The following is a 20,763-nucleotide window of genomic DNA, read 5'->3' as shown; positions in this document are numbered from 1 at the left end:
TCGTCTAGTTAACAACATTTACGGGTGTCCCTTGTTGAAATTTTTCAACGTTTTCTACAGCAATAGCCATCAGACGAGCGCGTGCTTCACGAGATGCCCAGGCCATATGAGGCGTGATGATGATGTTTTTAGCCTGCAGCAACGGATTGTCCTTCTTAATTGGTTCAGTAGAAACGACATCGACGGCAGCACCGCCAACTTTTCCGCTGTTCAACGCATCGCGTAAATCCGCTTCATTGATCAATTGACCGCGAGAATCATTGATGATGTAGACACCATCCTTCATCTTGGCGATATTTTCTTGGTTGATCAGACCTTCTGTTTCCGGGAATAATGGACAATGCAGGGAAATCACGTCTGATTCCTTAAATAATTGATCCAGCTCCACCATTTTTGCTTCCGTCAACGTCTTCTGAGTTTTCCCTCGATCATTAGCGAGAACATTCATGCCAAGCGCCTGGGCGATCGTGCCTACTTTTTGTCCAATTCGGCCATAACCGATGATCCCAATGGTTTTCCCCGCTAATTCCATTTGCGGCGAGTTCCAATAACACCAATCGGCATTATTGGTCCAATCTCCAGCGTGAACCGTATTGGAATGATCACCGATGCGGTGACACAGTTCCAAAAGCAAGGCGATCGCATATTGAGCGACACCGTCTGTTCCGTATGTCGGAATATTTGTCACGGTGATTCCTTTCGCTTTAGCAGTATCCACATCCACAACATTGTAGCCAGTTGCTAAGACACCGATATATTTAACGCTTGCTGCTTGTTCAATGATTTCTTTGGTCATTTGAACTTTATTGACTAAAACAATCTCCGCATCCCCGATTCGCTCAAGAACTTGCTCTTGAGGGGTGCGATCATAAACGGTCAACTCTCCTAAGCGGCCCAGTGCCTCCCAGCTCAAATCTCCCGGATTTTCTGTATAGCCGTCTAATACAACAATTTTCATAAGAACCTTCCCTTTCTCTCTACTCTTCTAGTAATGCCCAAGCCCGCTCGATGACCCGCTTCGTGTTAGCAACAATAATATCCCCATCCTCGTCTGGTCTTGGCTGGACTTCAAAGGACAGAACCATCGGCGCCTTCGCATCTAAGAAGCCTTCGTCCTTCAATACTTGGAAGAAGTCTAGTAATTCTGGCACATCATTTGCGCTGTTTGGGTAGCCAAAGCGTGGATGCAGATCACCATAAGCCTCGCAGCCCTCTTTGACGACATTGTTGCCAATGTGCAAATGGGTGATGTAGGGCTTCGTACACTGAATCACAAATTTGCTTGTTTCATAAGTCGTTGGGAAGTGGGATAAATCCACGATCAACCCAAAATTATTATGGGTCAAGCAAATATCTGCCGCAAATTGTGCTGCTAACGGTGCTGGTCCAATCAATGAACACTTATCCATATCATAGTCGAAGATCTCCAGCTCGATCATCATGTCCTTTTTCGTGGCATAGTCGCAAAGATTACGTGTGGTCTTCAGTAATTGTTGATAGGCTTCTTCTTTTGTCGCAGGCTCCCACTTTCCAGAAAGGAAGGCGATTCCTTTTGCGCCTAAGTATTCCGCTTCATCGATCGCTTCTAACAACGTTTCTTCAGCCTTCAGCCGCTCCGCTTCATCGATCGCATTTGGATTCAAGCCCGGACCCAGCAAGCGCGGCTGCGCGCCATAACACACGCGCATATGACTTTGCGCCAAAATATCCCGCGCATTTTCACGTTCCTTGTCTTCTTTTACCTGGGTCATTTCGATCGCATTAAAATACGGGTCACTGGCTACCTTCGTTAGTGTATCTAACAACGGGTACTTTTGCGGCGGATAGCTCATCCATTGAATCAGTCCCATATCAAAATATTTATGAATGCTTTCTCTCATTCTTCTTCACTCGCTTTCTTTGTTGTTTTCTTGTAGATGAGGGCAAATTAAACAAATGATTTTACATTATCCAAAGCATTTCCCATATCACACAATTGCTCAGGCTTACAAATCGCGTCGATGACGTATGTTTTACCAGAAGCCTTCGCCCGCTGAATCGCGCCCTTTAGTTCATCAGGTGTAAATACGCGTTCGCCAACACAACCAAAGCCTTCAGCGACCTTCACATAATCCATCGTGCCGTCTTGGTTATACGGCATGTCTACAGCATATTCAAAGCCGTAAGCACCCTTTTGATTTTGACGAATTAAGCCGAGATATGCGTTGTTGACGATGATTACGATGATCGGCTTCTTAAAAGCGGCTGCTACGGCAATTTCTTCCCCCATGAAAGTAAAGCCGAAATCACCTAAAACAGTCACTGATTGTGCTTGTGGATCGGCAACCTTCGCTCCAAAAGCTGCTGGGACTTCATATCCTAACGTGCCAGCTCCGCCTGATGGCAGGTAGCGGCGGGAACGATTGATTTTTTGTAATTGTCCGCTCCAGATTTGAGTAATGCCGCAGCCGGCAGTAAACATCGTAGCGTCATCAAAGGCAGCATTCATCTCGTGGAACACTCGATGCGGCATCATTGGGCTGCTGTCAAAGTCTGTTTTACGAGCTAATTCATTTCTGACTGCTGGCAGGTCTGCAGCTCTTTGAGGATTGATTGGTTGTATCTCCCGGGCTTTTGCCTCCGCGATCAAAGCAGTTAATGCTTCTTTGGCATCAGAGACAATTCCTAATTCAGGGTCAAACACTTTTCCAATCTGACCTTGTTCAATATCAATATGGATAAATTGGCGACCTTCACGGTACACAGCCAAATTACCAGTGTGGCGGTCAGTAAAGCGATTGCCGATACCTACCACTAAGTCAGAATCTAAGAAATATTTATTGCCGATCGGCTGTCCTACTTGAATACCGGCATGACCTGCATTTAACGGATGTTCCTCAGGCAATCCGCCCTTAGCCATATAAGTAGTGATTACGGGAATTTCCAATAACTCCGCAAATTCGATCAATTCTTTCTCTGCGTGGGATAGGATCACGCCGCCGCCCATAATGATGATCGGAGCTTGGGCTTTTTGGATCATATCTACGGCCTTTTGAATATCAGCGGTTTCTGGTTTAATACACTCTTTTTTTGCCGGTTGGTAGCTGTTGATGTCAAAGTCGATTTCTGCCTGCTGGATATCTAAAGGCAGATCCAGTAAAACGGGTCCTGGCTTGCCATTGCGCATCAGATAGAAGGCTTCCTGCATAATCTCAGGGATTTTTTCCGCGTCCATCACACAGAAAACTTTCTTACAAACCGTTTTAGCGATGCTCTCCATATCCACACATTGGAAGGCATCCTGTTTCATTTGCCAGCTATTGGCTTGTCCTGTGATTGCTAATACTGGAATAGAATCAATATGAGCAGTGTACAAGCCAGTGACAAAGTTGGTTGCTCCAGGACCTGACGTACAAAGTGCGGCACTGATTTTGTGAGAAGCACGATAATAGCCATCTGCCGCATGCATGCAGGCCTCCTCATGGCGCATGCAAAAGTGTTCGATGGGCGCCTCCTCTAGATATTTGTAGACGGGATTGATCCCTGCTCCGGGGATACCAAATGCATCGGTGATTCCTTCCTTTACCATAATCTGAACGATCGCATCTGCTGCTTTCATATTCATTCCTTCTTCCTGTGTGTATTTCACTATGTGATATTGCGTTTCACTTTATTGCATGTTACCATGTGAGCAATAGGCGGACAATGTAAACGGTGTATTTTTGTCACTCGAAAAATCGATTTGTTCAGAATGGACAAAAGATACCTCTTAATAAAATTTAGAAGGAGCTTCTAACATGGAAGAAAAGCAACTCAAAATCAATCACTCTGTTCAAAAGGTGTTTGCGATTATTGAAATTATGACGGCAGCTGAGAGCCCAATGACGTTAAATGATATTTCAAAGCAAACCACTATTCCAAAAGCCACGGCTTCACGACTGCTCTATACTTTGATGACTCTGGGCTACGTGCAGCAGAATCCTAAAACAGCGGATTACTCCTTGAGCTTAAAATTCAAGCTACTAACCAACAGTACAACGATCAATCACGATATCGTTTCGCTGGTTCGGCCGTATATGCAGCAAATTTCAAGTGAATTAAATGAGGCAACCTGTTTGTCGCTTTGTGACAAGCAAGAGCTGGTCTATATTGAATCGATCGACAGTCAGGACAATCTGTTGAACGTTACACAAAAAATCGGAAAACGCGCCCCCCTATACTGCACCGGTGCCGGAAAACTCTATCTGAGCAAAATGTCTGAAGAGGAGTTGGAGCACTATTTAGCTCAGACCCAATTAGTGCCCTTGACCAATCAAACGATAGTCACTGAGAAGGCGTTGAAAAAGGAGTTGCTTAAAGTTAGGGAACAAGGCTTTTCTATTGATGATGAGGAATGTGAGCTGGGGGTGAGATGTGTTGCGATACCGTTAATGGATCAGCAACAGACGCTCCTTGCTACGCTTAGTGTGTCTATGCCTGCCATTCGTGCTAGTCGAGAGAAAACCAATCAAACAGTTGAAGTTTTAAAAAATGTGACCAGAAATTTTTGTCTATAGCTATTTTAGTCAATCGTCGGACGAAACCAATCAAAACAATAGGAGAAAACTATGACGTCAATAAAAGAAATTCTTCAGACTCCGCGCTTTTCTGAGCTATCTTTGCTAAATAAGCATGCTGATCTGGAACGACCATTGGACACGATCGAAATTTTTGAAACACCAGACATTTCCTATTACATACAAAAAAATGCCTTGCTAGTGACGACTGCGATGGCCTTTGGTGAGGATACGGATGGGTTATGTGATTTGGTTCGTTCTCTCGCAAATGTTCCCTCCGCCGGATTAGCGATTAAGCTTGGACGCTACTTAACTGAAATTGATGCCAGAGTGTTAGCAGTCGCTGATGAATTGAATTTTCCAATTTTACAAATACCGGTCAGTCTACAATTGGGAGATATTTCTCATAAGCTGCTTAGCTTTCTCTGGCATGATCAGACTGAACAAATCTTTTTTGCTTTAGAGATCCAGCAAAAGTTTGTCAATTTGATGATTCGCGGGGCTTCGGTCGATACATTAGTAAAAGAGCTTAGTTCTATGATCAAGCAATCGGTCCTGCTGATTGATCCATTTGGCGAGATCATCAGCACTCATATGCCCTATTCCAATCTAGCTGCATTAAAAACGCAAAAAACGACTTTTTTAAATAAGGTCCGTGAATGCCAAAAAGAAAGACGCGGCGAACATCTTTTAGTAGATTCAGAGCAGGGGAAAATGCTGATCAATATTTTTCCACTCAGTTCAGACCGTTATTTGCCTTATATGCTGGTGATTTTTGATCCAGACGAGCTGCCCTACCCCTTCTCTCAATTTGCAATTCAGCAATCCTTGACCGTGTTAACATTGGCTCTTTATAAGGAGCAGACATTGTTAAATGAAAAACGAGCAGAGCGTCGAAGCTTTCTGACCTACCTTCTGAATCGAAAGACAGCTTCTCAAGACACCGATTGGTTAGAATATAAGCGTCATTTTCCTAATCTAAACTCTAATTATTATCGTGTAGTCTACATCGAATCCTTTGTTCCAAAAGAACGGCACTTTTACGCGAAAGAGCTGGATGCACTGACCTATGATTACTTATATTTGCGAGTGGAAGATAAGTACAAAAGTATTATGCTGTTTCCGACCGAACAGTTGAATCAGTGGGTTTTTATTGTTCAACAAAAAACGGAAATCCTGCCGATTTTGGAAGATATCCATAAACAATTATTCGAATTGTTCGGAGTATACGCACGATTTGGTATTGGCGATCCAGTAAATAATATTGATCTTCTTCACTTCTCCTATGCAGAAAGCAAACAAGCTTTAGAAGAATCTGAGGATAAAACCGCGTTTGTTTCTTACAACAAAATACAGGGGATTAAACGAATTACGGAAAATGTTTCTAATGAGGATATGCGGTACTTTTGTGTTTCGATTTTGAAAAACTTGGCCTATCCAGAGACCGAACAGGACGTGGAATTGAGAAGAACCTTGATGACGTATCTCGATATGCAATGTGAGATAACAAAAACAGCTGAACTCCTATTTATCCATCGCAACACAGTAAAATACCGCATCAAAAAATGCGAAGAGCTGTTGAATACCAGCATCAATGAGCCCGAATTTTCGCTTCAATTGCGGGTAGCGCTTTTTCTTTCTGAAACAGAAGTAGATTGAAACAGCAGCTTTGAATATAAGAAATAGACTGCTAANNTTAGCAGTCTATTTCTTATCCCTCATTTTTATAGCCGGTTTCGACTACGTCTGAACGGTTTTCTTTCTGTTGATACATTTTATTGATCAAATAAAAGATTAAGGTACCTGCAAAGATAATGCCAATCGCCAAATAGAATGCATAAACCTTTGTCCCTGTCGCATCAGATATGATACCGGTAACTGACGGCACAATCACTGAAGCAGACATCCCAAAGAAATTAAAAACGCCATAAGTAGTGGCGATGCTCTTTTTCGGTGCGAATTGTCCTAACCATGAAATAATAATTGGTTCTACCGCCAATTTGCCCAAAAAGCCATATGCCATTATTCCAATAATCAGCAAGGTTTGATTCTTAGTAGTGATCGTCATGAATAATACGCTGGCGGCTAATACCTCCAGTAAAATGATGATCGTTGTCTTTCTATGAGGAATCTTATCTGCAATACGACTGAAGAACAATGCTCCTGGAATCGCTGTAAAGAAAACCAAAGATGACGCAATTCCGATGGCCGTTCCTTGAAAGCCCCGCTCCGTTTCTAAAAAATTAGGCAGCCATGTATCTATTAAGTAATAGGTATACAAGGTTGAAAAATACAGGACATAGGCAGCGATCATCGGCATTTTGAACAAATCCCTCAAGGAACTGTCAGTTTTGCTTGCCGCAGCTGGCTCCTTCTTAGCGATTGCTTCCTCTCCGCGAATAAACTTCTTAAATACGACTAGCATCAATACAATTAAAATGGCAGTTATGAATAATAAGGATTGCCAAGGCAGTACGCCTTCTCCAACTAAAAAGCTTGATGAAACCAATCCTAGGCCGCTGCCGACTGCCGTTCCGCTATTGACGATGGCTGTTGCTAAGCTCTTTTTGTCAGCAGGAACATATTCAGTCGTTAAGGAATAAGCGACCCCGTAATACGTTCCGCATCCTAAGCCGGCCAAAATACTTCCGATAAAGACGGTCGATAGGCTTTGAGAGACACCGACGATCAATGCACCAGCACCAAAAAGCAGAAAGCCGGGAATTAAGATTTTCTTTTTGCCAAAACGATCGACTAAAATACCAGAAGGGATCTGCATGCAAACATAGCCTAGAAAGTAAAAGCTTGAAATATTTCCTAAGCTTGCATCTGTGGCTCCTCCGAAAAAATCGCTAATAATAGGATAAATAGGAGTTAAAATAGTTCGATAAATCCAGATAACGATCCAGCCTGCTGTTAATACAAAAATAATCTGCTTCCAATAGGGAGCTCGTTTTGTTTCTACGTGTTCTTCCATGTTCATACGTCCTCCCTTAAATCAAAAATCGCGATGAACCGCGTAGAAAATCACGCAGTTCATCGACCAGGTTTTTATTTCTTAATGAATTTGCCTGGGAAGCCAGCAGTAACTCCGGCATCCTGACTGTAAATGGATTCGCCGCGTAAAATTGTTTGAACGACTTGCGCACCAATCTCACGTCCGATGTATGGACTGATTTTATTGCGATATTCTAAATCTTCAGCTTTTAACGTGTATGGCGCATTTGGTTTGATCAATACGAAGTCCGCATCTTTTCCAATACTAATGCGGCCTTTAGAATCTAAGTCATAGCGATCAGCTGGGTTTGTCGCAATAATGTCAGCAAACATCTTCAAGCTCATGCCGCGTTTTTGAACCCCTTCGTCATACATAACATCCACATTGTTTTGAACCCCTGAAATTCCGCCCCAAGCTTCAAAGGCATTTTCTTTGTCCTTCAAGTCAGGCGTACAAGGAGAATGATCCGATGTCACAAATGCGATTTCGCCTGATAATACTTTGTCCCACATTGCTTTGCGTGTTTCCAGATCACGGATTGGCGGCGAGCATTTCACCACTGGCCCGATGGCATCCAATTCATCAGTGTGGAAGTATAGGTAGTGAGTACATGTCTCGCACGTTACGTCGACTCCTTCTGCACGCGCTTTCGTTACTTCCTCTACACCTTCAGGACAAGCAACATGACAAATGTGGATGCGGCAGCCTGTTTCTTTTGCTAAAAGAATCGCACGACGAATCGGCTCTACTTCTGTAAAGACTGGGCGGCTTTCCACATACGCTTTCAAGGTTGTTTCACCATTTTTATAAGCAATTTCGCCTAATTTGTCTGTGATCGCTGCATTTTCTGCATGGATCGCCAGTACTTTGCCTGTTTTGGCAATTTGTTTCATTCCTTCATATAAAGAATAGTCATCGACATTCATGAAATCGCCATCGATTGTACGGTCTCCGCAGGTCGCCATGAAGCATTTGTATGCGGCAACTCCTCCATCGTTTAACTCTTGAATTCCACCCTTAAGATTTAAAGGTGTCAATCCTCCGAATGACGCGACGTCTGAACGCAGCTTGTTGTTACCTGCTTCGTACTTGATTTTCAAGCTTTCGGCATCAGTAGTTGCTGGGACTTGATTTAAAGGCATTTCCATAAACGAAGTCACTCCGCCTTTGGCACAAGAAGCAGTTCCAGTGACATAGCCTTCCCACTCATCGCGATAGCCGCCTCCAGGATCAGTGATATGGACGTGAGCGTCTACCATTCCCGGACTAACGACTAATCCAGAAGCATCAATAACCTTGTCGCCTTCTAGTCCTTTTCCAATGGCAGCGATAACCCCATCTTTGACTGCGACATCTGTTTCAACTTCTCCGCTTTCCAAAATTACTAGACCATTCTTAATAACTAAATCGTGACTCATTCTTTTACTTCCTCTCTGTATATAGTTTTTTAATCAAAGACTTCCTCGGTATTATCCTCAGAGCCTAATTTCTTCAAAACATAGTAAATAGCAAATGCACAAGAGAAACCAACTAACCAAGAAACATTAGAAATCGCCTGCAATGCTGGGATAAATTGTCCGCTAAGTGAAATCAGCAAAGCGATGATTGTCGCAATATAGGCTTGGCGATTCAAGCCGCGATAACTATTTTTTGAATTGTCGGCCTTTGGATCAATATAAAGCGCATCCAAATTAATGGTTTGCTTTCTGATAAAGAAGTAGTGGGCGATCATTACTCCAGCCACCGGTCCTAACACAGCGCCGATTGAATTTAAGAATATAAAAATACTGTCCGCATTTTCCATTAACTTCCAAGGCATGATCACATAGCTTATCACACTCGCAATAATAACCCCTTTTTTATAATCGACTTTTTTAGGGAACAATGCAGAAAGCTGATACGCTGCCGGAATAATATTACCCGTTGCATTTGTTGAGATAGTCGTTAGCAAAAAGACAGTCATAGCAATAATAATTGCAGGGAAATTATCCCAACGATCAACGATGTTCAACACATTCCATTCCTGAATCCCATAATGGATAGATCCGCCAATCAGAATTGCCACACTGGAGAAAGCAAAGATCAAGTAGGCAACAAGCAAGCTGGCCATTTGCCCAACTGTCTGATCGCGAGTGGACTTCGCATTTTGCGTAAAGTCGGAAACGCTGGCTCCTGGCGCTGCCCAAACGGCCAACACCGAATTGATGATCATAAAATACGCGAAAATCGGATTGATACTTTGTGTTGCTCCGCTAGTATCAAAAGCTAAGATAGCCCCCACACCACCAGCAGCACGAATCGCCCAGATCGCCATTCCGCCAAATACAATGTAGATCAGCGGACTTAAAATTGCCGTAAATTTATTTAGAATATTTCCGCCGCCAAGACCGATCAGCATGTTGAGTGCCCAGAAAAGAGTAAAGGCAATCAAACCCGGGAGGCCAATTCCAAAGAAGCTGGTTGAACCGCCGATGGCTAAAAAGCCAGGCCAGATTTTTCCAATCAATACTAAAAGTGCTAACGAACCTGTATAATTCTGCAAACCAAACCAAGCGATCGCCGCGACACAGCCTCTTAGAAAGCCGGGTAATTTCGCACCGACATCTCCATAAGTCGAACGTAGATGGATAGCAAAAGGAATCCCGTATTTCGATCCTGCTCGTCCATTCATTGTCATAAATAAAGCCACGACAAGAGCGCTAACGACCAAAGCCATCATGACGTTGATTGGAGATAGTCCTAAAAATAGAAACCCTCCAACTGCTGTATAATTGGGAATGTTGTGAACAGATCCCATCCAGAGAGTAAAATAATTTTTCGTTCCCATGTTCCGCTTCTCTGGTGTCTTAGGCAGCATGTCTTCGTTGTAGCCGCGTTCCCTAAATCGCGCTACCTCTTCTTCTGAAATCTGATAATCTTTGTTTTCCACTATTCCTCCTCCTTCTCTGTTTTAAAAAATTTACAAGGATGTTAATTGATGCTCTTATTGTAAGCGGTTTAAAAATTGTTAGCATTAGCTAAAGCCACAAAAACGCTTCCATCATTTTGTACAGCGTGGACAATGCAGAAATACTTTTCCTGTCTGTTTCACGTTGAGTAAAACAGTTTCATGTTTTTTTGACTGAGTTTCTTGCAGACATTAGGAACAGGGATGCTCTGACGACAGAAGCGAATGAATGATTAAGGAACAGCTGCTGCAGATTTCGATTTTCGACTAGCCGATAGATATGAGAAATCTGATAATAAGATAGGATAGACAATGAATGCCTTTTCAATGTCTATCCATATTGTAAGGGGTGTTGCTCAGGGATACATTTAACAGTAGTGACAAACTTAAAAAAAAGTTTGTGCACATTAACTAAATTTTATTTATTTGGCGATACATCATAAATCTGCAACGCTGCTTTTACTGCTTCCCCTTTATTGACAGTCGCGCCATAATAAATTAACGCAGATTCCAATGCACCTAAAACCTGAAGAACATTTTCTCGACGGCTGCTGTAGCCCATGTTTCCAATCCGCCAAACTTTTCCCTTCAAGTCACCGAAGGAAGAAGCAATTTCAACACCAAATACCTCCAGCAGCATATTACGGATCGCCTCACCATCATCTGCTCCTTCAGGAATTAAAATGGGGGTCACCGTCGGCATTTTTGTATCCAAATTGCCATAGAAACCCAAGCCCATAGCTCTGATACCTGCCACGATCGCTTGGTCATTTAATTGATGGCGTGCCCAGACGTTTTCGATCCCTTCATTGATCATTGTCCGCAGCCCTTCATGCAGCGCATAAATCATACTAGTTGCTTCAGTGTGGTGGTTGATCCGCTCAGAATTCCAATAGCGCTGCAGCTGACTCAAATCTAAATAATTGCTGCTGATGTGATTGTCATTGCGATCCACTTTGCTTAATCCCAATTCTTTTTGGTAGCGGCTGGTCAGAACCTTTTCCACCCGATCATTGTAAGTGACTAAAGACATACCAGATGGTACACTGACACATTTTTGAGTACCGCCAATTGCGATGTCGACACACCAATCATCGACAAAAATCGGTACCCCGCCATAGGTTGCAACCATATCGACCACAAAGAAAATATCTCTTTCTCGACAGGCAGCTCCGATCTGATCTAGTGTCTGCATTTGACCATTCGCAGTTTCGCCATGCACCATCGTAACGATTTTCGGCTGAAATTCATCGATTGCTTGAATGATCTCCTTCTGATCAAAGGGCTCTGACCAATCCTTTTCTAAATATTTGACCTCTGCTTTGGCCCGCTCGCAAATCTCACCTAATAAATAAGCGAAACGGCCATAGACAGGAATGAGGACCTTATCTCCCGGTTCAATCAAAGCGATTAAAGCTGCCTCCAAACCAGAGCGCGAGGTGCCGTCAATAGCGAAAGCCTGCTCATTTTTTGTTCCAAATGGTATCTTGATCATCTCCTTAACGTCATCCATGATCGTCAAAAAGGCTGGATCAAACTGACCTAGAATGGTTGAGCTCATCACCCTTAAAACATTCGGGTGCGCTTCAACGGGTCCTGGTGTCATAATCGTTCGGCTTGGTATTACTAATTCTGAAAACATAAAAAATCCCTCTTTTTCTCTTTAATGTAGTAAAGCTTAATTGTTCTTTTTGCACAAAAAGTTGCTTCTTCTGGTCAAAATAACTAATTGACCCTTGTTTATCCTCGCCGCCTTGCCTATACTCTAGCTAGGAGGTTGTGCTATGAGAACGATACTTGATTTATTACAAATCCCGCGTTTTTCTGATCTGATTTTACTGACGAATGCAGAGTATGCGAACCTGCAGGTTGACAGTATTGAAATCAGTGAAACGCCAGATATTTCTTTCTATATTCCTGAAAAGACCTTTCTTTTAACCACTGCAATGATTTACCAGAACGATCAAAGTCAGATATTTAATCTGATTGATTCGCTTCAGGAAAAAAATGCGGCTGGTTTAGGGATCAAGGTTGGGCGATACATTGATGAAATCGAACAGCAGGTCATTGATTACGCCAATCAAAAGCAATTTCCCATTGTTCAAATTCCCATTTCGATCCCATTAGGCAGTCTGCTCCATCAAATGCTGAATTTATTGTGGGATAAACAGACAGAACAATTGAACTACGCCTTGGATATTCAGCGTCGTTTTTCAAATATGCTCGTAAATGATGTAAGTATTGCGCGTTTTATTTCTGACTTTGGCCGATTGATCAATACGCCGGTCATTTTAGTTGATCCTTATAAACGCGTTTATGCAGCATCCAAACACTTTTCAAAAACAACTAAGCCAGCAGAATATTATATTGACCAGGTCAAATTAGCCGATCCCAATTTCGTGAATAAGAAAGAGGATTCCATCTTGATCAAGGATTTGGATCAGAAAACCTTTTTGGTCTCATATTTTTCGGTTGAGCATAATCATTATTTTCCACATTCGCTGGTCATTTTGAATCCGGAGAAGATCCCCTACCCTGTATCAAATTTTGCTTTAGAGCAGGCGGCCCTTGTGTTGTCCTTCATGCTGTATAAAAATCAAAAGATTCAAGAGTCCTACGATATTTTGAAAACGGATTTTTTGACTCGAATGATCGAAATTCAGCAAGCACCAAACCAAGAACCGCGCGATTGGCTTGATTCAGGGACGACCTATGGCCTGGTTAAAGCACGACATTATCGTGTAGTCTATGTTGCCTGCCAGCAAAAAGAGCCCTATCATTCGAAAATCAGGTATCAAGAGGAAGTCAGTCAAATAGGCTTTCACTGGTTAAGCGATAAGCTTGCTCATCATATTAAGGACGTTACCCTCTTTAAGGTTAAAGACACGGCTCACTATGCGATAGTGGTCCAGCACAAGCAGGAAAATCTGGAAAATATTCTAAAAACTGTAGCGGCGGATTTATTTGAGCGTTTGGATATCCAACTGCAATTTGGCATAGGAACGATCTATGACTCGATCGATGATATCGCGAAATCTTATATTGAAGCGAAAACGGCCTTTGAAGAGATGCAATTGCTCTCGACTCTTCCCTTGACCTATCAATACCAGCAAAAAGGGATGCGCAGTCTTTTTGAAAAGATGGGGCCATCAGATATTACCTATTTTTGTGAGATCACCTTAAAGAAGCTTGCCTACCCCAAAGAAGCATCTATGATCGAGCTGCGAAAAACCTTGAAATACTACCTTGATTTTCATTGTGAAATTGCGCGAACGGCCAAAGCGCTGTTCGTTCATCGAAACACAATTAAATATCGCATTGATCAATGCAACGAGATCATTGGCAAAAACATCCATGATTCTGGTGTCAGCCTTGACTTGCGTTTGGCCTTAGAGCTTTCGGAGGAGGACAATTTATAAAACACCTTCAGGTACACGAATAGCGGGGATGTTACCCGACTATCCGTGTACCTGCTTTACCTAATAGAGCCTGGTCTGCTTCCTCTAAGGCGCAAATGATCGAGGTTTTTCCTTGGCGCGCAAAGTGAATCGCCGCTTCAATCTTCGGCCCCATGCTGCCGTCAGCGAAGTGACCGTCTTCAAAATGCTTTTGAGCAATTTCCGGCGTAATCGTTTCTAATTTTTCTTGATTTGGTTTGCCGTAATTAATATAGACGTTGCTGACATCTGTCAGCATCATGAAGACATCGGCATCTACCTGCTCAGACAGCTTTTTCCCTGTACGGTCTTTATCAATGACTGCTTCGATTCCGCTCAAGAGCCCGTTTTCTTTTCTCGATACAGGGATTCCCCCGCCTCCGCCGGCTACGACGATCGTATTTTGATTCAGTAAATTCACGATGGAATTGACTCCGTGGATCGTTAGAGGTCTAGGTGACGGTACAACTCGCCGATACCCGCGCCCCGCATCCTCCATCATCTTCCAATTGCGTTCCTTCGACATTTTTTCTGCTTCTGCTTTTGTATAAAATACGCCGATTGGTTTGGTTGGTTTTTGGAAAGCTTCATCCTCCGCAGATACCTCTACCTGAGTTAAAAGTGTCACGACTTCGCTCGTCAATCCCTCCTCCTCAATCTTATTTTTAATGGTCTGTTCCATTAAATAGCCGATGAATCCTTGCGATTCCGCGTTGCAGACATCTAAAGGAAATGGTGGTACGATATTTTTGGCTTCTTCATTTTGCCGCAAAATATTGCCTACCTGCGGTCCATTACCATGAGTCACAACGATCTGGTAATCCAGCTTTTCAATCTTTGCGATCATATCCGCACTGGTCTTGATATTTTCCAGCTGTGCTTCAACTGTTTCCGATTGACCAGGTTTCAAAATCGCATTGCCGCCAAGAGCAATAACTACACGATTTGCCATGTTCTTTCTCCTCATTTTTCTGAATGATTTCGTTGTTAACGCATGTGGTTCCACATAGGTTAACAACGATTTATTTTACTTTGTTCCGTAAATTTTCTTCTCGTTCACTCCGTGTATTTTATTAAAATAGGCGAGGGTTCTTGTAAAACCTGCCAAGAAATCTGCTCCCGAGGTATGTCCTGTTTTCAAAACAGTGTGAATCGCATGTTGCAGCTGTCTGTTTGGATCGACTAATGCCTCCTGTAAGTTCAAAACAGATTGATTAAAGCGCTGATTCAAACTGCACAGCAGATAATGTTTACTGACATCCGTGGTCAAATCCTCCACCGCAGTCATTTTGGTGCGTAAATACGTTTGCAGCTTTTGATTTTGCTTATCCAGCAATAGACGAGCTGCTAAATGTCCGATGATCATATCATCGCCAGATGGCGTTAATCCGGGGCCGCGACCGATTAAAAAATGCAGTGCCTGACGCTGCTGAGACAGCTGATCAGCGCACAAGGCATCGATTGCCGATACAAAGCGATGCTCACTAGTAAAAACCGTGTTCAAGCCTTCCTGATAGCCGGTCTCTTTTTCAAGTCTTCTGATGCAGCATTCATAGTCAGCCCATATAGCTTCGTCGATTTTTTTGGTTCTTCGACTTTGAAAGGTCTGATAGGTTTTTCCAGAAAGCAGCAATTGACTGTTTGTAAATCTAAGCGTTTGATTTTGAATAATCAAACAGTCATCTACGTTTATTTCCGCTGACAGCTGTTCAAAATCAGTCGCTTTTAAATAGATTCCGTTTGGGACAATGGCACTTTGTTCAGTGGAGACAACGGCTAAATGCTGACACGTCTCATCTTGAATATTAAAGCTGCGGCCAAATTTACTGTGTACCCGCCACCAGCTTTTAGGAAATGAACGGTTGTAGATTTCTTGATCCAAACAGCAGGCCTCTATCAGCATCGCTTTCCTCTCCTTATTCGTTAAACCCTAATTTCTTCGCATAGGCTAAAACAGCCTTTTCAAAGCAATCGATTGGCGGTGTCACTGTACCTGCGCCAATTTGTCCCAGACCAGCTTTTTTATTAGCAATTCCAGTATTAATAACGGGTAAAATGCCTGTTTCCACCACTTTTCGCGCATCGATTCCTAAGCAGATTCCTTTGAAATCCCAAGTTGGAACGGGGAAATTCGGATTGCTGTCAATACAGATTTCGGTCATTTCATTGCTGGTGTTCAAGGCATCGTAAAAGCCCCCTGAGCCGACAAAACGAGTAACCGCCGGAGCGGCGATCATTGCCATGCCGCCAACACCAAAGGTTTCTGTGATGGCGCTATCCCCCATATCCGGTGATGCGTCTGCCTCGCTGAAGCCGGAGAAGTACAGGCCTTTTGGTGTATTCACGGGACCTGTAAACCATTCGTCCCCCATTCCGGCGATACGGATTCCAAATTCGTGGCCATTTCGGCACATTGCTGTAACAATCGTTCCTTCTTGGATTTTGCGTGCACCGTCCATTACGGCCTTTGCAGAGGCCATCATGATATTCAAGAAAAACTGATCCGTGTCCGCCAAAAATTGAATGACTTCCTGTTTTTCACTTTCGAATCCTTCTAATGAAACGATTGCCGGAGCAACTTCCTTCAGAAATGCCAGAGAGGCAGCGATATTTCGTTGATGGAACTCATCCCCCATCGAAATGGCCTTGGCCACTAATACATTGATATTCAACCCGTTCTCCATGGTTTTTAACGCGGCGCTTAACACAGGCCCCAAAGTATTTTTCATCCAATGTAATCGATTGACGACCTCTTCTGAATAGGCTCCAAAACGTAGAACCGCACCAATACCCTCATTCATCGTACAGTATGCGCGATTGCCGTCGGTTTTGTTTTCTACTACTAGTGCGGCCATATTGGCAGAGGTAATCCCTCCCATTGGCCCCACCGCATCTACGTGATGACAAGGGATGAGTGTTACTTCGCCGGACGCTAGCTGCCGCCGAACGTCTTCTTCAGTTTCGCCCCAGCCTTCAAACAATGCCGCCCCAACACACGCTCCTTGAATAGGATCGATCATTTGATCATAGCGAATCGGCGGTCCTGCATGCAGCAAAACCTTTCCTTCATTTAATTCAGTAATGACTGTCTTGGCGGGTACTACGTCTAGTAGGAACGGAGAACCAGCTACAATTTTTGCGGCGACCGCTTGGTTTGCTTCATCAATTGTTTTATACACGTTTCATTCTCCTCCTAATCCAATGTTGCCTTATTCAAAAATTGCAATGCTTTTTGCAAGGTGATATTACCACCTGCCACTGGCTGCCAATCAAATTGGACGGCTTTGCCGTTATGGCTGGTGATTGCGTCAGAAAAACTGCGTAAGCCAATGTTGATAAAGGCATCATTTGTTAGAAGACGCAGCATCTCTTTTGAAGGAGCTGCTGAAGCTTTCCCGCTGTTTTTCTTAGGTAAGATCTTTCTTTCAGGTAATGTCAATGGATGGCCAAGGATCAATAGTGCCATTTTGACTGCTTGGGCGTTACTATCACAAAGAAAGACACCAGCATCTTTCAAAATATTCTTCTGTTCAGCCATATCTTGCGGATCTTCCTCCGTACCGACGATCGTCGCGATGACCACCAATTCTCGGCCGTCAGACGCCGCTTTTTCTTTGATTTCCTTGATAGTGGGCGCCAATTCGTTTGCCATATTCGCGTGTGAGCCGTATCCTAAAACATCATCTAACAGGATTACCGCTGTCGTTGGTTCATCTGCTGCTTGTGCCAGCATTTCTTGGCGTTTGCTTGGGTCAATCATTGGGTGTGGTTTGCCTTGGGTATAGATATCATCGCCTAAATCAATGATTTCATGAACACCGTCTTTTAAGATAAAGCCATCTTCTGCCTTCTGATCATCCTTTAACCCTAGCGCTCGCTTCATTAACATGGCGGCTTCATAAGCTAACGTACCGCCAGAATACAAACCTTTGATCCCTGTTTGCTCTGGGGTAAATTGATAACCTGGATCAGCTAAAGCGGTATTTTTCTGCACTACGTCTTTGCCTTGCATTAATTGAACAGCTATTTCAGCAGCTTCTTCCAAAGTATAGGCTCGGTATAGATTTTCCTCATGATCGGTTGGTTCTTCTCCTAAAAAGATGGTAACAACTGGTTTAGAAGAGTTTCTTAACAGCTCCAAGACTTCATCACGAACACTTGGGGCAGGTGGTTTTGAGATCACCACGATAACTTTTGTATATGGGTCCTGCTCCAATGTTGCGACACTGTTTTTTAAGGTGATTCCGCCAACCTCGGCTTTTAAGTCGCGTCCGCCGGTTCCAATTGCGTTAGTTACACCGCCGCCTAATTTATGAATCAGTGTTGTCACTTCCTGAATCCCCGTTCCGGAAGCGCCCACGACCCCGATACTTCCTTTACGGACAGCATTGGTAAAGGCTACAGGAATACCGTTGATGATCCCTGTACCGCAGTCAGGCCCCATCAGCAGCAGACCCTTTTCGTGAGCCAGCTGTTTCAGACGAACTTCGTCTGCCAGCGCGACATTGTCGCTAAAGCAGAAAACGTGCTTGCCTTCATTCAAAGCGTGCTCAATTTCTACTGCCGCATGCGTTCCTGGAATTGAAAAGACTGCAACGTGGGCCTCTTGACCAAGCTCTAACGCCTTATCCCAGGTTTTTACTGTCTCTGTCCCCTTCTCATTTCCGCCTTTGCTTTGTTCGGCTAGAAATTCGTCAATCGTACTTAATACGTCTTGAATTAACTTTTCGTCTTTATCTAGAATGTCTAAAACGATTGCCATATCATTGGAGGATGCTTCTTCCAGTTCTGGCGTGTAAAGTCCGCCAGTTTTGAAAATGTCCTTATTAGCGGGAGTCCCCATCATAACCGAAGCCTTCTTCACTCCAGCCAATGTATTTAATCGATTTGTTAGCAGCATCAATACGATCGAATCTTGATAACTATTTTTCTGAATAATCGTGTGTAACACTTGATTCCCTCACTTTCTGTTACTTAGTTGCAAAACTTCCAGTTTCTCCGTATTGATCGAAATGGATCGTAGTACTTTCCAAATAGTCTAATACGCGTTTCGCGACAGGAATTCCCTCAGCCATATACTGATCATATTTGACTTGATTTGTCTCGCCTGGATAATAAACCTGCTTAAAGCCAGCTGCTGGAGCGATGTCATGCAGCTCTCCGATCATGGTCTCAATGCTGTGTTTAAAGCTAGGCAGATCCGTGAAGCGTCTTGGATCAATCAGAATGAATAGTTGTCCAAGATTTCTTTTTTCCGTCAGATCGTTATACATAGAAGAAACATTTTTTCCAAATGGAAGGCCTAAGAGAATGCCCGATAAGACATCCACCATCATCATTAAGCCAAATCCCTTAGGTCCGGCCATTGGCAGCAGGCCATTCACCTCATGAGGATTCGTTGTTGGTTGTCCATTCACATCCACTGCCCAAGTATCTGGGATGTCTTGATTTTTTGAACGGGCGTCCAAAATTTTTCCCCAAGCCTGAACAGTTGTCGCCATGTCAAAAACAACCGGAGCCCCGTATTCTCTAGGTGCCGCAAAGGCGATCGGATTGGTTCCAAAGTAGTTTTCTGAACCGCCAAAAGGAACTACCATCGGGTCAGACTGGCACATAGAAATGGCGATTAGGTTCTCTTCTGCGGCACGTTTTACATAATAGGAAAGCGCACCGCAATGACTGATTCGCTTCACACCAACAATCGCTGCCCCAGATTCTTTCGCTTGATCGATCGCGTACTCCAACGCTCGCAGCGCGACGTATTGGCCGACGCCATTATCTCCATGAACGATTCCTGTACTTGCGCCGGTCCGTTCAAAGGTAATCTGAGGATCGGTCGTAACTCCGCCTTTTGCTATACGTTCTGCATAGTAATCGACACGCACCGCTCCGTGAGAATGGATACCGCAAGCATCCGCAAAAACTAAATGTTCCGCCACTGTATCCGCATGTTCCTCTTTCAAACCGGCTTGTATCAATTTATCTTGAATCAACTCATGTAATCTTACTGGTTGAACAATCATTGTTTCTTCCATCGTACAAACTACTTCCTTTTTCTAAATTTCAGGATCACGGTTGCAGTCCTTTGAGTAAACGTATTTTAATGGCTCATCTCTGCCAACTGCGTACGCTGCCTGATGAACGTAAGCGCTCATAAAGATATAATCTCCTTTTTCTACTGGAAGCCAATTATTGTCTAAGTTGTACATTCCTTTTCCAGAAAGCAGATACGCTCCGTGTTCCTGATAATGTGTCTCAATATAGCCGTGACTTGCGCCAGGCTCAAAAGATAAAATATGGAAATTCATGTCAAAGCCCAGATCCTTCGGTAAAAAGTCCCAAAGCAGTACATCTTTCATGCCTTCATAATGGATCGGCTCAATTTCGTTTACATTACCGACTACTTTATAGGCATTGTGTCCTTCTAATGGCTGGTAGCGTTTCTTATATAAGAAAAATTCTGTGTCTTCTTCCTGTGCATTCGCTAAAAACATTTTTTCTCCAGCGGGCAAGTAAACATAGCCGCCAGAGAGGATCGTATGACTTTCCTTGCTGTCGCTTACTTCCAGCTTTCCATCGATCACGTAAACTAAGGTCTCGATGCCGTCGCCGCCGAAGCCGAGCGCATTTTTACCACCTTGATGGAAAGTCATGATGTAATCTACAAAGCTCGCACCAAGTTTCGTGGAGCCTAGAATAGAACAATCGCAATTTTCAAATCCCGGTATCACATTGTTGACCAAGCCTTCATGCGGAAGAACCGCGTAATTATTCTTTTTGATAACAGCTCTTGATTCCAATAAGCCGTCAATATAGCCGATATGATTATTTTTGTACCCCATATTC

The 20,763-nt window shown here is 43.4% G+C and carries 16 protein-coding genes; 3 read left to right on the top strand and 13 right to left on the bottom strand.

Annotated elements, in window-relative coordinates; genetic code table 11:
• Positions 1-4: 4 nt before the first annotated feature.
• From JZO85_RS09400 to JZO85_RS09390, 3 genes are read right to left on the bottom strand one after another with little or no spacing between them, the layout of a single operon-like run.
• Positions 5-958 carry a D-2-hydroxyacid dehydrogenase gene (locus tag JZO85_RS09400; protein ID WP_207108254.1) on the bottom strand — a complete coding sequence of 318 codons (954 nt, stop codon included), beginning with the start codon at positions 956-958 and terminating at the stop codon, positions 5-7.
• A 19-nt stretch (positions 959-977) separates the two neighbouring features.
• Entirely contained in the window at positions 978-1,880 is a 903-nt protein-coding gene (locus JZO85_RS09395; RefSeq protein WP_207108253.1) for a sugar phosphate isomerase/epimerase family protein, read from the bottom strand.
• Between the two features lie 47 nt (positions 1,881-1,927).
• Complete coding sequence (locus tag JZO85_RS09390; protein ID WP_242550289.1) at positions 1,928-3,604, bottom strand: thiamine pyrophosphate-dependent enzyme; 1,677 nt, start codon at positions 3,602-3,604, stop codon at positions 1,928-1,930.
• Positions 3,605-3,776: 172 nt separating this feature from the next.
• On the opposite strand from JZO85_RS09390, the gene JZO85_RS09385 reads away from it, so the two are divergent.
• Positions 3,777-4,535, top strand: a complete 759-nt coding sequence (locus JZO85_RS09385) for an IclR family transcriptional regulator (protein WP_207108252.1) — start codon at positions 3,777-3,779, stop codon at positions 4,533-4,535.
• Positions 4,536-4,586: 51 nt separating this feature from the next.
• Positions 4,587-6,194: a PucR family transcriptional regulator gene (locus JZO85_RS09380; RefSeq protein WP_207108251.1), complete on the top strand. Its 1,608-nt coding sequence runs from the start codon at positions 4,587-4,589 to the stop codon at positions 6,192-6,194.
• Positions 6,195-6,246: 52 nt separating this feature from the next.
• Here JZO85_RS09380 and JZO85_RS09375 read toward each other — a convergent pair whose 3' ends face one another.
• From JZO85_RS09375 to JZO85_RS09360, 4 genes are all read right to left on the bottom strand, one after another.
• A complete protein-coding gene (locus JZO85_RS09375) occupies positions 6,247-7,512 on the bottom strand; it encodes an MFS transporter (RefSeq protein ID WP_207108250.1) in 1,266 nt (421 codons plus the stop codon).
• 74 nt (positions 7,513-7,586) lie between these two features.
• Positions 7,587-8,951, bottom strand: a complete 1,365-nt coding sequence (gene allB / locus JZO85_RS09370) for an allantoinase AllB (protein ID WP_207108249.1) — start codon at positions 8,949-8,951, stop codon at positions 7,587-7,589.
• Positions 8,952-8,980: 29 nt separating this feature from the next.
• Entirely contained in the window at positions 8,981-10,462 is a 1,482-nt protein-coding gene (gene allW / locus JZO85_RS09365) for an allantoin permease (protein ID WP_207108248.1), read from the bottom strand.
• A gap of 436 nt (positions 10,463-10,898) precedes the next feature.
• Positions 10,899-12,122 (bottom strand): pyridoxal-phosphate-dependent aminotransferase family protein, encoded by a 1,224-nt coding sequence (locus JZO85_RS09360; protein WP_207108247.1) that lies wholly within the window; start codon positions 12,120-12,122, stop codon positions 10,899-10,901.
• A gap of 142 nt (positions 12,123-12,264) precedes the next feature.
• Between JZO85_RS09360 and JZO85_RS09355 the strand changes: the two genes are divergently transcribed.
• On the top strand, positions 12,265-13,899 hold the full coding sequence (locus tag JZO85_RS09355) for a PucR family transcriptional regulator (RefSeq protein ID WP_207108246.1): 1,635 nt from the start codon (positions 12,265-12,267) through the stop codon (positions 13,897-13,899).
• Positions 13,900-13,930: 31 nt separating this feature from the next.
• On the opposite strand, the gene arcC is transcribed toward JZO85_RS09355, so the two are convergent.
• The 6 genes from arcC to allE form a co-directional block, all read right to left on the bottom strand.
• On the bottom strand, positions 13,931-14,869 hold the full coding sequence (gene arcC / locus JZO85_RS09350; protein ID WP_207108245.1) for a carbamate kinase: 939 nt from the start codon (positions 14,867-14,869) through the stop codon (positions 13,931-13,933).
• 75 nt (positions 14,870-14,944) lie between these two features.
• The gene (locus JZO85_RS09345) at positions 14,945-15,820 is read right to left on the bottom strand and encodes an oxamate carbamoyltransferase subunit AllH family protein (RefSeq protein ID WP_207108244.1); all 876 of its coding nucleotides are present in this window, start codon (positions 15,818-15,820) and stop codon (positions 14,945-14,947) included.
• A gap of 13 nt (positions 15,821-15,833) precedes the next feature.
• Positions 15,834-17,096: an oxamate carbamoyltransferase subunit AllG family protein gene (locus JZO85_RS09340; RefSeq protein ID WP_207108243.1), complete on the bottom strand. Its 1,263-nt coding sequence runs from the start codon at positions 17,094-17,096 to the stop codon at positions 15,834-15,836.
• A 14-nt stretch (positions 17,097-17,110) separates the two neighbouring features.
• A complete protein-coding gene (gene fdrA / locus JZO85_RS09335) occupies positions 17,111-18,868 on the bottom strand; it encodes an acyl-CoA synthetase FdrA (RefSeq protein ID WP_207108242.1) in 1,758 nt (585 codons plus the stop codon).
• Positions 18,869-18,887: 19 nt separating this feature from the next.
• A complete protein-coding gene (gene allD / locus JZO85_RS09330) occupies positions 18,888-19,952 on the bottom strand; it encodes an ureidoglycolate dehydrogenase (protein WP_207108241.1) in 1,065 nt (354 codons plus the stop codon).
• 21 nt (positions 19,953-19,973) lie between these two features.
• Positions 19,974-20,759, bottom strand: a complete 786-nt coding sequence (allE, locus tag JZO85_RS09325; protein ID WP_207108240.1) for a (S)-ureidoglycine aminohydrolase — start codon at positions 20,757-20,759, stop codon at positions 19,974-19,976.
• Positions 20,760-20,763 lie beyond the last annotated feature (4 nt).

The organism is Candidatus Enterococcus murrayae (assembly GCF_017315985.1).
In the GTDB taxonomy this organism is placed as follows: Bacteria; Bacillota; Bacilli; order Lactobacillales; family Enterococcaceae; genus Enterococcus_A; species Enterococcus_A murrayae.
The sequence above is the reverse complement of the archived record's forward strand: the minus strand, read 5'-3'. Positions and strand labels throughout refer to the sequence as shown.

Bases quoted from the DNA above. Each gene is read 5' to 3' on its own strand.
- JZO85_RS09355 (WP_207108246.1), top strand. From the start codon at position 12,265: ATGAGAACGATACTTGATTTATTACAAATCCCGCGTTTTTCTGATCTG.
- allD (WP_207108241.1), bottom strand. From the start codon at position 19,952: ATGGAAGAAACAATGATTGTTCAACCAGTAAGATTACATGAGTTGATT.
- arcC (WP_207108245.1), bottom strand. From the start codon at position 14,869: ATGGCAAATCGTGTAGTTATTGCTCTTGGCGGCAATGCGATTTTGAAA.
- JZO85_RS09345 (WP_207108244.1), bottom strand. From the start codon at position 15,820: ATGCTGATAGAGGCCTGCTGTTTGGATCAAGAAATCTACAACCGTTCA.
- JZO85_RS09390 (WP_242550289.1), bottom strand. From the start codon at position 3,604: ATGAATATGAAAGCAGCAGATGCGATCGTTCAGATTATGGTAAAGGAA.
- JZO85_RS09380 (WP_207108251.1), top strand. From the start codon at position 4,587: ATGACGTCAATAAAAGAAATTCTTCAGACTCCGCGCTTTTCTGAGCTA.
- JZO85_RS09395 (WP_207108253.1), bottom strand. From the start codon at position 1,880: ATGAGAGAAAGCATTCATAAATATTTTGATATGGGACTGATTCAATGG.
- JZO85_RS09385 (WP_207108252.1), top strand. From the start codon at position 3,777: ATGGAAGAAAAGCAACTCAAAATCAATCACTCTGTTCAAAAGGTGTTT.
- allE (WP_207108240.1), bottom strand. From the start codon at position 20,759: ATGGGGTACAAAAATAATCATATCGGCTATATTGACGGCTTATTGGAA.
- JZO85_RS09375 (WP_207108250.1), bottom strand. From the start codon at position 7,512: ATGGAAGAACACGTAGAAACAAAACGAGCTCCCTATTGGAAGCAGATT.
- JZO85_RS09400 (WP_207108254.1), bottom strand. From the start codon at position 958: ATGAAAATTGTTGTATTAGACGGCTATACAGAAAATCCGGGAGATTTG.
- JZO85_RS09360 (WP_207108247.1), bottom strand. From the start codon at position 12,122: ATGTTTTCAGAATTAGTAATACCAAGCCGAACGATTATGACACCAGGA.
- allB (WP_207108249.1), bottom strand. From the start codon at position 8,951: ATGAGTCACGATTTAGTTATTAAGAATGGTCTAGTAATTTTGGAAAGC.